The sequence below is a fragment of the Vallitalea pronyensis genome (genome assembly GCF_018141445.1).
In the GTDB taxonomy this organism is placed as follows: domain Bacteria; phylum Bacillota; class Clostridia; order Lachnospirales; family Vallitaleaceae; genus Vallitalea; species Vallitalea pronyensis.
The window spans coordinates 2,048,118-2,060,554 of the sequence record NZ_CP058649.1 but is presented as its reverse complement, the minus strand read 5'-3'; the positions used below and the strand labels follow the sequence as shown (position 1 = coordinate 2,060,554).

The 12,437-nt window shown below is 36.9% G+C and carries 13 protein-coding genes; 2 read left to right on the top strand and 11 right to left on the bottom strand.

Annotation, left to right across the window (positions count from 1 at the left end; all coding sequences use genetic code 11):
- Nucleotides 1-106: 106 nt before the first annotated feature.
- The 6 genes from HZI73_RS08465 to HZI73_RS08440 all read right to left on the bottom strand — a co-directional run bounded on the left by HZI73_RS08465 (nt 107) and on the right by HZI73_RS08440 (nt 5,702).
- Nucleotides 107-910, bottom strand: coding sequence for an EFR1 family ferrodoxin (locus HZI73_RS08465; protein ID WP_212697813.1), 804 nt, complete (start codon nt 908-910; stop codon nt 107-109).
- 86 nt (nt 911-996) lie between these two features.
- Entirely contained in the window at nt 997-1,872 is an 876-nt protein-coding gene (locus tag HZI73_RS08460; RefSeq protein WP_212697812.1) for an AraC family transcriptional regulator, read from the bottom strand.
- 50 nt (nt 1,873-1,922) lie between these two features.
- Nucleotides 1,923-4,007, bottom strand: a complete 2,085-nt coding sequence (locus HZI73_RS08455) for a C45 family peptidase (RefSeq protein WP_212697811.1) — start codon at nt 4,005-4,007, stop codon at nt 1,923-1,925.
- A 17-nt stretch (nt 4,008-4,024) separates the two neighbouring features.
- Nucleotides 4,025-4,480, bottom strand: a complete 456-nt coding sequence (locus HZI73_RS08450; RefSeq protein WP_212697810.1) for a GbsR/MarR family transcriptional regulator — start codon at nt 4,478-4,480, stop codon at nt 4,025-4,027.
- Between the two features lie 39 nt (nt 4,481-4,519).
- On the bottom strand, nt 4,520-4,657 hold the full coding sequence (locus HZI73_RS08445; RefSeq protein WP_212697809.1) for a hypothetical protein: 138 nt from the start codon (nt 4,655-4,657) through the stop codon (nt 4,520-4,522).
- 13 nt (nt 4,658-4,670) lie between these two features.
- Nucleotides 4,671-5,702: an alpha/beta hydrolase family protein gene (locus HZI73_RS08440; RefSeq protein WP_212697808.1), complete on the bottom strand. Its 1,032-nt coding sequence runs from the start codon at nt 5,700-5,702 to the stop codon at nt 4,671-4,673.
- Between the two features lie 309 nt (nt 5,703-6,011).
- Between HZI73_RS08440 and HZI73_RS08435 the strand changes: the two genes are divergently transcribed.
- Entirely contained in the window at nt 6,012-6,917 is a 906-nt protein-coding gene (locus HZI73_RS08435) for a DUF1566 domain-containing protein (RefSeq protein ID WP_246552410.1), read from the top strand.
- A 71-nt stretch (nt 6,918-6,988) separates the two neighbouring features.
- On the opposite strand, the gene HZI73_RS08430 is transcribed toward HZI73_RS08435, so the two are convergent.
- Together HZI73_RS08430 and HZI73_RS08425 are read right to left on the bottom strand one after the other, a co-directional pair.
- Nucleotides 6,989-7,438, bottom strand: coding sequence for an Hsp20/alpha crystallin family protein (locus HZI73_RS08430; protein WP_212697807.1), 450 nt, complete (start codon nt 7,436-7,438; stop codon nt 6,989-6,991).
- 141 nt (nt 7,439-7,579) lie between these two features.
- Nucleotides 7,580-8,410 (bottom strand): hypothetical protein, encoded by an 831-nt coding sequence (locus tag HZI73_RS08425; RefSeq protein ID WP_212697806.1) that lies wholly within the window; start codon nt 8,408-8,410, stop codon nt 7,580-7,582.
- A gap of 426 nt (nt 8,411-8,836) precedes the next feature.
- On the opposite strand from HZI73_RS08425, the gene HZI73_RS08420 reads away from it, so the two are divergent.
- Nucleotides 8,837-10,300: a methyl-accepting chemotaxis protein gene (locus HZI73_RS08420; RefSeq protein WP_212697805.1), complete on the top strand. Its 1,464-nt coding sequence runs from the start codon at nt 8,837-8,839 to the stop codon at nt 10,298-10,300.
- Nucleotides 10,301-10,449: 149 nt separating this feature from the next.
- Here HZI73_RS08420 and HZI73_RS08415 read toward each other — a convergent pair whose 3' ends face one another.
- From HZI73_RS08415 to HZI73_RS08405, 3 genes are all read right to left on the bottom strand, one after another.
- Complete coding sequence (locus HZI73_RS08415) at nt 10,450-10,821, bottom strand: VOC family protein (protein ID WP_212697804.1); 372 nt, start codon at nt 10,819-10,821, stop codon at nt 10,450-10,452.
- 160 nt (nt 10,822-10,981) lie between these two features.
- On the bottom strand, nt 10,982-11,479 hold the full coding sequence (locus HZI73_RS08410) for a GNAT family N-acetyltransferase (RefSeq protein WP_212697803.1): 498 nt from the start codon (nt 11,477-11,479) through the stop codon (nt 10,982-10,984).
- A gap of 1 nt (nt 11,480) precedes the next feature.
- On the bottom strand, nt 11,481-12,413 hold the full coding sequence (locus tag HZI73_RS08405; protein ID WP_212697802.1) for an N-acetylglucosamine kinase: 933 nt from the start codon (nt 12,411-12,413) through the stop codon (nt 11,481-11,483).
- Between the last annotated feature and the right edge of the window lie 24 nt (nt 12,414-12,437).

The following is a 12,437-nucleotide window of genomic DNA, read 5'->3' as shown; positions in this document are numbered from 1 at the left end:
ATTGTACATGGGTTTATCCCTAAAATGAAAACAATTTTATAGACAAATTTAATAAACATTAGCATTAATTTATCATGAGACATAACATGGCTATTATGTGTACATTTTAGTGTTTTGTTGGACCTTTATACTGTTTAAAAGGCTTATCGTTATTAGCACTCATCATTCTTATGGCATAGACTGGACATTGATTAACACATCTTAAGCAAGCGGTACATTTTTCATGTGTTTGGACTGCTTTACCATTGTCTGGTAAAATCAGGTTGTTGGTAGGACATAGCTTAACACATTTGCTACATTTTATACATAGCTCTGAATTGATTTTAACATCATATTTTTGTATCATACCTTTACTGGATTTTCTTTGAAGACTACCCATCATGGTATTAAGGATATCCGAACCTTCTAACTTATTATGACCTTCATCCATTGCTTTTATAATTCTATCCAGCTTACGGTCTGCCTTTGCTTTAATTTTTCTAATTTTATCAGCAGATGGTACTTTGAGTCCGGGTAGTGCTGTATTAAAATTACAGGGCATGTGCACGTTGTACCCCCATACCAGATTCAGATTCATTTTATGACAGTACTCCTTGACCACTAAAGCGCCATCACCACTATAAATGGCTACTGATGTAATGCAAAATGCTTTTTTTCTTCTGGGCATGTTGTGATGGGTAAGTGCTTCCATATATGCTCTAAATACCTTTGGCATATCTGAAGCATAAATAGGATATAAAAAACCGACTATATCTGCTTCTTGACATATCTTGGCCGTTTCACTGACGGTATAGTCTTCAATGGATAACATGTTAACATCATGTCCTTGAACCCTTAATTTTTCCTCTAACTTTTGAGCAACCCATTGGGTATTACCGGTACCGCTAAAATATACACCTGCGATTTTCATGATCATCCTCCATATTTTAAGAATTTATTTTTTTCTTTAAATCTATGCAAGCATATTAACATTAACGGTTAATGCATTCTTGATAATCATTGCTCTTTTTTAATGGGTATCCAAATTGACATGTCTCCTTTTTCATTCAGAATGGAAAAATCTTTACTATACTTTTCAATGACGTAGCCATCACCCAGTTCATAGCCTGATGTCTTAAACCATGTAAAGTAGATATAGCTGTATAGCCTAAAGACGAAGCTAAAGCTATCTTTCATATGAAAAACAGCATAAAGACCTTTTCCAATATCCAGCGTATTAAGTATTTCATCTTCTATATCAACAGATGTTTTGGGAAATCCTATAAATAAATCATAATGCTGTTGGTATGCCAGTTGTTTTATCTCTTCTTTATGCTGTAACCACACTGTATAAGCATCCCTATTTGTTTGAATAGCATGCTGCCTGCATTGTTGTTTGAAATTATCCCATAGGTTACCCAACTGGTTATCTTTAAAATTTGCTGCTGCTCTTTTGCCAATAAGCGATAAAGGGCCAATTGTTTTAATGTTGGGTACCAGCTCCAATCGGGTCTTAGCACATTCCAAAAATGCCCGATCGATTCGATCTAATCGAAGAAGTGGATTGTCTCTGTTACTTTTACGAAATGCACGAGGGGATTCATAGAAATAACGTTTGAATGCTCTGGTAAAAGCCTCATGACTATCATATTGGCAGTCAAGCGCCACATCAATAACCTTATCATCCGTTTGACGCAAGCGCTCCCCTATTTGTGTTAACCGTCGTTTTTTTATATAGTTGCCAACTGTTTCATGGGTCCCTGCAAGAAAAATGCGATGAAAATGATATTTGGACATCTTCACATGAGGAAAAACATCTTCGTAGACCGATGCATCAAACATATGCTCTTCAATAAAAGCTATTGCTTTAAGTATGACATCCATATAATCCATAGAAACCTCCAAAAAACCGCCTGTTTTTCTTATAGCTCATAACAACTGATTCAAGTATTTCTTCTATTATATACGAATTTTTCTGGAACAACAAAGAAATTAATAAATTGTCGGGCTAAAACATGAACTCTTGTATAACATCGTATGCGTTTGTTGAGATGAAAGAGGCGGTTTTCTTGATTTTTTTCCAGTTTCTCCATGTTCTTTATTTCTTGCAGCAATTCATCATAGATATCTTTTGGCGCATAGGCTATAGGGTTGTTATGGTAGATGTTTTTGGCTTTTTCCATGAGTTCCTGAGCTAATAATTGGGCCTGATTCACCATGCTTTCTGGTGTATCTCCTAGTTGAATATCCCAAAAAGCATTTCTTTCATTGTATATGGTAATGGCTAAATCAGGACTAATGGGAGCTGCTCCTCTAATGGCTGGTCCGGTACATAAAGAGTAGAGTCCCTCATCGGGTTTCATGGACACCACCAAAGCATTTGACGCATGAGCGGCTGATATTAAACCCCACTTACCTGAATGGACGTATGCTTTTTTTAGTTTCTTCATAGGACCATCTGGCATGGTACCTGCTGTCCGATACACTTTCTTCATAATATCCACATCAAATGTACCATGGTGGGTGTTTCCCATGTGATTAAGAAACAGATTTCTATTATAGCTGTTCCAATAAGCAAACATCATGCCACGTGACATTAATTCATCGGTCTTCAACCTGCCTGTAAACCACTTAAAAATCATACCAAGTGACTTTGTCATCCCCTGAGGTTTTTTAGGTCGCCAACCGCCAACATTATCCCATGTCCATAGCTCTTTTATGTTAGACATCCACCCTGATTCAATGGCATCAGGATGCATGGTGCTATTGTTTGAGAACAAATAATCCCGCTCGCCGAGTAAGCCTGCTTCACGAATGCACAAAGGCTGTTTTCTGGATTCAATAATATAACCGTAGTCACTGTCAGCATAGAATCCCCCTACTGTCGCTTGGTCACCATAGCCTATATCACCAATAGGCCAATGGATTTCTTGTTCCAGTGCTTCTTTTGCTGTTCTTTTGTAGCGTAACATATGCAGTACAGATGCACCTCTTCGGATACCGTATCCCCACTGGGATATGGGTTCAAGGAGCTTGGGTCCTCCTCCATGATGCACATATGCAAGTCCTGCTTTGTTCATACCTGGATGTCCAAAGAACCAGTTTGGGCCAACAGTCGGGAGTGTGCCTGTTGCCTCAAATGGTGTGAAGATAAGCGGTATACCATCATCTGGGTACATGACAATGGTGATTTGATAACTCATATCATGGTCACCTGTTGCCCCTACAACCAATTTTTTATCACGAGATGCTTCGTTCCACGCTGCCAATGCTGTACATGCTAAAGGGGGTAATTCTGGAATACCTGACTCCGCGTTCAAATAGGAAGATGCTGGGGGTTTATGGCCAACCCATAAATCCAACACCTGGTCATAATCTAATGAATAATGGTTTGCAGCTGCATAACTTGCCCACCCTTTAGCAAAGTCAATGATTTCTGGTGTATGCTCCCTATGCATATCTTCCCATTTTCTCAAGGTTTCCTCTTCCTCTTTGGAAAATTCATGGGTACTGTGTCTTGTGAGCATCCAGTCGCCATAGATTGCCACTAACTGTTGTGCATATTGGTAACCCATATCAAAGCTACTGCCTTGTAGAATCACTACTGGTGTAATATCTGGCACCAGGGGCACGTCATTGCATACCATAATTTCCTGCTTTTTCTGTAAGACAGGTTTCACATACGTAACGTCATGATTACTGCCACAAGTTAGATAGGTATTCAGTTCATTGGCAATCTTAATGGCTGATTGAAATGATTGAAAAGCTTTCTTCCAAGTGGCCTTAGACTTTGTTTTAATGGCCTCCGTAGCATACCATTTACCTAAATAATGATAGATCATGCCATCATTCAGCTCTTGCACTCTTTTTTGGTAGATAGATGATCTGTTATCCAGCTTTCCTATCTTCATGTTAGCAAGGGTTAGATGCGTCCTTGATCGATCCCTTAGGGGATATGCTTTGAATGCCTTACCATTTTCTTTATAAAATTTAATAAATGCCATTAAACCAACCTTTTTTTTCGCCATGACCCCACCTCACTTTTTTATTGTTCACTAAGAACCTGTGTAAATACATCCATTAACTTATCAAAAAAAGCAATCTCATCTTCCAGACTAACGCCAGCATAGTCATTGTCTTTTTTAAAGGCTTCAATTTTCATTAAATAAGCCTTCATTTTGGTGATGTAATTTAAGAAATTTTTGGAACTATCCCGCCCTGGAAATGTCTTCACACGATAGTATTTTTTTCGTATACCTGGTTTGGTGAACATGTCTACCCTTTCTATGGCTGTTAAAGCGTGCAATGCTTTACTTGTAGCTCCCTTACTGAGATTAAGTATTTTTTGTATGTCATCAAAATGCAATGCTGGGTCTTTCCATATCATCAGCAAGGCATATACTCTTGCAGCAGATGGTAAATAACCCGTTTTTTCTAAAAACAGCCCAATCTCTTCAACCAATTCTAATGCCTGTTCTGTTATAGGATTCTTATAATTCATTTTGTTCACTCCTTCATGAACATAATAGCATAATTTTTATTAAGCTGCAAGTTGTTTCGTTAAGAAAGTATCCTCGACCATATGAAACACTTCTAAGAACTCTACGAATATAAAAAACTGCCCTATTGGCAGTTTTTTATATTCATCTGTTGTCCGATACACCAGAAGTACCATCATTCATTGTACCTACTTAGTTGGACATTTTCTGTTGTCTTACAAATGTTTCTTGTACTTCATAATAACCATCTGCAACAATTTTTTTGGGAGAAAATATAAAATGCAAAGCCATTTTCCATTTTTGGTGGACCAAAGAAGGCTTCAAGATGGCATGGTCACTTTCTGGAAACCATGCAACTTGCAGCCATTTCTCAGGTATTTCTGCTTCGTAAACCATCCGTGTTTCCTTAGCATCCACATTGATATCTTTACCACCAAGTACAAGCAAAACAGGGGTATTGAAATTCTTCAGTTCTTCTGTGGCATCACTTAAATAATTGGCTTTTACAAACTGCCAACGCTTCTCTGACATGCTATCTTTATCATCTGTCATCATTACATACTGTTCGTAACCCACATCTTCTTCCAGATATGTCAATCCCTCATGAAATGCAGCTAATTTTTCTTGGATTTCTTTTTCTGCCTTTCCTTGAACAAGCATTTTTTGATGGGTGTGATAAGCACCTTGTGTGACCCAATTAATGGCTGGTGATATTAGAATGGTAAATGCGATGTCTGTTTTCCCTACTACTTTGGGAACAACCCATCCTGCTTGACTAGCACCCCATAGACCAATGTTGTTGGCATCAATGCGATGGTCTTTTTTCACCCAATCAATCACCTGAATCACTTCATCGGCACGATCGGTCATGGTTTGGTGAAGCCAATGACCTTCCGATTTGCCTACACCAGGCTTATCCCAAGATATCACAGCATATCCTTTATTAACGAGTCTTTCCCACGTTGCCTTATAAGCATCACGAGCAGAAGCAGTCTGAGGTCCATCACCATGAACAACGATGATGGCACCTAATAACCCCTCATGACGCTTAGGTGTTACAAATAGAGCGTTTAGCTTACCATGTTCTGTGGGAATGGTGACACGCTCTTCCTTAAAGTCATAAGTATTATTTTTCATAGCAATGCCACCAATAACCACTACCATACCTAATAGTATCCATAAAACGATTTTCAGTGTCTTGTTTTCTATTATAGGCTTCATCATTAACCTCCAATTTAGTTCATTTAATAGTCATGATACATAATCATAGTAAAGTGTACTTTTTATCATCTTAAAAATATACCCCATTCATAGGATAAGGGTACACCTTCTAGTAACTATAAGGTCAAGTAAAAAAATATATAACAAAACTTGAAATATAGGATGGGTTATGCTAGAGTACATGTAAAGAAACGTTAGATTACACACATGGTCGTATTTTTAGTCGTGTTATCGGGAAGCAACTATTTAGTCACATAACGCATGTATATGTCGGTTGTAAAGGGTTATTAAAATGATTAAAAGGAGGTAATCATGAACAAGAAGAAAATAATTTTAGGCTGGATTGGTGTCGGCATAACCATCTTATTTTCAAGTTTTTGGGCTTATTGGGGGGCTTTTGAAAATTTCCATGAGGGCTGGTATTCAACATCTATCTGGGAAAACCTTTTTCTACTCCTGTTTCAGTACTTACTATTTACCACACTATTTGTTTTATTGGCTTTAATCTCGTTAAAATGGAAAAAACCAGGTTTAATACTTCATATTCTATTGGGTATTTTGGGTTTTGTTTTTTTCTCAGGCTCACATATGACGCTACGAATACTTATCATAACCCCTACGATTTTATTAGGTTTGCTCTATTATTTGGGGAACCCTCAACCCAAGAAATGGGCGTATCGCTTAATTATAAGTGTACCCCTAATTATTATTCTAGCCATATCCATACCATTAGGATATAAAGTGTCCCAAAGGACCAATGATGGCAATTTTAATCTTCGAATCGTTGAAGGCAATCAGGTGACACTTGCCTGGGCACCTAGAGGACCAGGTTGGCCAGATGAAGGCAAATCATGGCAGGAAGCTCAAGACATCTGTGACTACTTATCCGAAGATGGTTTAGTCATGATGGAAGAAAAGCAGCATATTTGGCGCCTGCCAACAGTTGATGAAATCGTTCGTTCCATGGCGATTCATGGTAACAATTCAGGCGGTACTTGGTCACCTGAAACAGAAAAAGCTACATATGTAAAAAAACCGGATAAGGAGACCCCCTTATGGGATATGCATTCCAAAGTAATCTACTATTGGACAGCAGATACGGCCATAAAAGATGACCAAAAGGCTTATATCATGACTTATCATGGTGGCGTATTTACCAAAAAAAAGACCAGCCGTCAAGTTTATCAAAGTTTTAGAGCAGTAAAAAATATTAACTAACTGCCATTGAGTGTTTTTTATTTAGACTTTGTGGATCGTAAAACAAGAGCCTCTTTACGAGGCTCTTGCTACTAGTTAATTTCTATATTAAACGAATTGTCAGGTTTTTCCTCCTTGGGAATAACGATTTTCAATACGCCATCCTTTAATTGAGCATTAATATTGCCAGGCATGATGTCCTTCAAATAGATGCAGCGTTGCATAGCTGTTCTTTTCCGTTCTCTGTGAATATAATTGTCTTTTTCTTCATTGATTTCTTCTTCATGATTAACGTTAATCGTTAATCGCTCCCTATCATAATCGAGTTTGATATCTTCTTTCTGAATACCTGGCAGCTCTGCTTCAACAAGATAACCTTCTTGTGTTTCTTTCACATCTACCTTAAAGGTATCATTTCTTAAATTTCTGATAGGTGATAAACTTGTGTTAAAGAAGTCATCAACCATGTCATAAATATTCATAAAATCATTTCTTGTGTTTCTTTTAATAGGATTGTCATTAAAAGGTGTTAATCCAAACATATCAATTCCTCCTTTTGAATTTGAATTGTTAGCACTCTCACGAGGTGAGTGCTAATTACATGTTTAACATACACCCTTTTTAATCTTTTGTCAAGGTTTTTATTTTATTTTTTTATGACAGTTATTGCAAGTCTAGATGGCTTAAAAATCACCACCGCTCATACCACAATCTTCACAATAAGTGTATCCAAGAGCATTGGTTACAAAGTTATGGGGTTCTAATGCAATAATTTTAGCACAATCCGTGCAGATAATTGCATGGTAAAAATTAGTCGCTCCCATTACAGTAAAGGATAGATGGTCACATTCCTTTTCACCACATTTTGTGCATATGCCGTTTTCCCATGTATGATCCTGTGGTGATTCTTTGTAGTCGCATGTAATACAATAGTGCTCATGCTGTCTTTTATTTAGTGACCGAACTGCCATTGCATGGGATTCATTGATACTATAATTACATGAATCACAAAAAAGACGATGCCCTTGACCAGGTACATTTTCTACTTTCATATTATGTTTTTCATATCCAGCAAAATAGCCACAAAAACATTCTTTTTTATGTGTTGTAGCATTATAAGATGTTTTTTTAATGGAATGAGGAAATTCACTAAGCCTTCTTGAACATGAAAGGCAATTATACCAATGATTATGGTCATCATAGTAGTGTTGTGAACTATCTATATGATGAAATTTCTCAATTTCATGCTCACATTGTAAACACTTTTTTTTGAAGCAGTAATGGTCATCGGATATGGTATTACCCCAAGTGTGATTTTCATAAATGAAATCTAAACACTCTGAACAGGATTTACAATGAGTCTCATCATCAAAGCTTGAATACTCCCATATGTGGTCACATGTTAATGCTTTAGTAGCCGTATCCATGTCATTGTTGTTTCCGGCGTGAATCATGTTAGGATGCCATACCATCAGTAGTAACGTTAAAACCAGTATCCATTTGTTTTTTTTCATATAAACCTCCTAAAAATTAATTGATAAAAACAGTACATTAATCTATATGTCCTAACATATAAAAACATGATACTATTTCATTTATAGTCATATATATTATTATTTTATTATATTTAAAATAGTTTATTTTTATTTAATGCTCTATTTTTTATTTAATAGACACATTATTATATTTAAAAGCATGCATGCACTACTTTTTATACCTTTCATGAAAAATTCATTTTAATACCATATATCTCCTTATAAATGGGTATTGATACCATAATTTAAGGGCTACAACATCACGACAAGATGCTGCTTAATATCCCATGAAAAAACGCTTTTCGTGTTAAATTTACTTTAACTGGGACAATTACCTTGCATAAAAATTTCTTATCATGCTATAATTAACTTAGGATGATTATACTATAGACCATGGAGGAGATTATGAAGTTATTTAAAAGAAAGCCATGTAAAGAAGCAAATTGTGTTCTAAATTATGTAAACAATAGATTTAATGGTACAGAAGAGACCATTGCAGACCCCAAATATCCCATCCATAAGAAAATGCTTCAGTATTTTAATCGCTTGTTTGATAATCAAAAGCGTTTATCCAATGTTGCAAAAGACACACTAGACATAGCTGTATCACTTAGTGAGTTTGACGTTCTAATGAAGCATTCTTCTGACAAATTAATTTCTTTTTCAGAAGATATTGCCACGTTAAGTGAGTCCAACCTTGCCATTGTTGAAGAGACAACTGCCAGTATGAACCAAGTAAATCAAACCATTTCCAATGTTTCCGATTCGTTGACCATACTCTCTAATGAATCCAATGATTTGGTGGAAAATAATCAACAAGGTATTCATGATCTCGAAAATGTTATACATATAAAAGAAACGGTTATCGTTAATGCTGAAAAAATGAAAACAGAGGTGGACCAACTTATAGAGCTAAGTGAAAAAATAGAAGATATTGTGACCAGTGTTGGTCAAATAGCCGATCAAACCAATCTACTTGCATTAAATGCATCCATAGAAGCTTCAAGAGCTGGTGAAAACGGCAAAGGCTTTGCTGTTGTTGCCGATGAAATCAAGAAGCTTGCTGAGAATACCAAGCTTAATTTAGACGGTATGCATACCTTTGTATCCGATATTCGTGCCTCTGCATCAAGAGGAAAGGATAGCATGGAAAACACCATTACATCCACGCTAAAAATGAGTGATAAAATCGACGATGTATCCAATACAATCACCGAAAACATCGGTAAATTAAATCAATCCATTGATAACATCAAGGATATTTCCGTATCCATTAATCAAATAAGTATTGCAGCTGATGAAATCAATAATGCCATGGAAGCTTCTGGCAGCGATGCTGAAAAATTAAGTGACATGACGAAATCCATACATAACGATGCCATTGAATCAAAAGAAATTGCTAATCAATTTATAGAAGTGGATCATAAACTGGCTCAAGTGAATCAAGATACATTACACGCATTAAAAGGGACAGCCAATGCACTAAAAAATGACGATATTATCACCATCATTCATCAGGCTAAAACTTCCCATGAACAATGGTTAGAAAAATTAAGATCCATGGTCAACACCCATACCATACTCCCATTACAAACCGATGATCATAAATGCAAGTTCGGTCACTATTATCATAGTATTAAAATTGATCATCCAGAGATTAAGCCTATTTGGGATGGTATTGATGAGTATCATGCACTACTTCATCAGACAGGTGACCATGTTATTGATGCCATTAAAAAAGCCAGTTACTCCGAAGCAGAAAACTATTTTGAACAGTGTGTAGGGTATGGCAAAAAAGTAATTGATACATTATTAGTAGTGGAAAAAAGTATCCTTGCTGCCAACGAAAAGAACATCCAAGTCTATTAATCACCTGTTACCATTGGTTGGCTGCATCATCTAATCATAAAGAAAAAAGCTGTCTCATCATGACATCAATCTGGAAGCAATTGCTCTTCCTTGATGCATGGTGAGACAGCTTTTTTATTTGATTTTATTATGTGTTAAATTCATGTCTCTTATCGATGCTGATCAATAAGAATGGGGTTACCATCGGGGTCATGTATGACAAAACTACCAGGACCTTCTGTTGATTCGTCTACTTCGTTCTCAATGGTGATGCCTTTTTGTCTATATTGTTTTTGAAGTTCTCTTACATCAGTAAAAGTATCACATGCTTTCGCATCATTATCCCATCCTGGATTAAAGGTCAGTATGTTCTTATCAAACATACCTTGGAAAAGACCAATGGTACAATCATCATTTTTCATAATTAGCCAATGTTGCTCCATATCACCATGAAACACTTGGAAACCTATTTTTTCATAAAATGCTTTTGATGCCGCAATATCTTTTACATTTAAACTTACTGAAAATGCACCGATGCCCATATCAAAATCCTCCTGTATTCATCTTATTTAAAAAACGCCTTGTCCTTATTATACAATTATTTTACGTTTTTTAACAGATTAATATAAAAGTCTTTCTCCAATATCCATTACTTATTATAACGTCAAGCTATCACATAAAATTAATGTAGCCAGATAGAATTTATTGTTGTTCCTTTTGCGCAATACCTGCTAAAAAATGGTCATAGACACTTTTTTCTTTTGAGCTCTCAATGAGAACGGCGTGGACACATTTTTCATAAAACTTTGCTGGACCAATGCCACCAATAATGGCATAAATATACCCTTCATCTTTCATGGCATTGAGGGCACGTAATAATAATGCCTTTCCAATGCCTTTACCTTGATAGGATTCTGACACTTTTGTGGGACCAAAAAAATCAGGAGCTGTAGCATCGTAACAAGCATACCCAACGATTTCGCTACCTTTAGCTGCCACAAAACACGATACAGGAGGATTGGAGAAACAGACATCACATTCACCTGCTGCGTTTATACTGGAATGCTTCTTTACCCATTCGGTGATACGATATTTATCCGGCGCTAGAGCTCTAAATACCTCAATACCTTCTTCCTTTAGTCCTTCTAATACATCATGGTAATCATCAATCTGCAATAAATTCACCAACATATCTGGCATGTTAATAACCCCTTTCACATTTTTTTGCATCGTCAAGAGCCATCAATGCTGCACCTGTTACACTATCCGATACAGCCTTCTGCAATTTTAGTTCAGGCATGCTATGTTTTATATTGGTTATGACCTGATGGCGAATGAGCTCATAATGTTGCAAGATACCACCCATTAAGACCAAATCACTTTGATCCATGTGAAGCTCTTTTACTACCCCAGCTACCAGGTCTGTCAAAGCATGTGCCGCTTTTTCACTTATTGCCATGGCTTGAGGGTCTTTCTTAGCCAAAGCCGGTAACAAAAGTGGTGCAAGTGCCGCAATATTTTTTTTGCTTTGTGCTGTTTTGTAAGTAAATTGTATGATATCTTGAATGGTTCTACCCTCAATGGCTTTCAGTACAGCATCATATAATGCCCTTCCTTCATGTCGTTTGTCATACCCTTTAACTGCTGCGGATAATATATCACGCCCAATTGCATAGCCACTGCCTTCATCATCGATGAGATGTCCCCATCCACCTGTTCGCCAAGTTTTACCTGTTGCATTCTTCCCGAAACAGATAGAACCTGTACCACTAATTAAGACAATACCTTCTTGCTTTCCTAAGGCACCATACAGTGCGGATTCGTGGTCACCAACAATGTTTATATGGCACTTCACACCGGTATCCATCAGCGCTTGCTTCAAAAACGCTACGGATTGCGCATTACAGATACCTGCAGTGGATATACATATGGCTTTATATGCTTCTAGTGAACCAGCCACCTGCTTCATCTTATGGAGCAGATACGTGATGGTATGGTGCATATCCTCTTCACGCTGACTATTATAGTTAAGTGGACCTGCTTCTTCCTGATGGATGATATTGCCAAGTAAATCTCTTATTTGAACAGCCGTTTTTGTGCCACCGCCATCCCATCCTGCAACATATTGTTTCATTTGTTTTTCACCTTATTCATTATT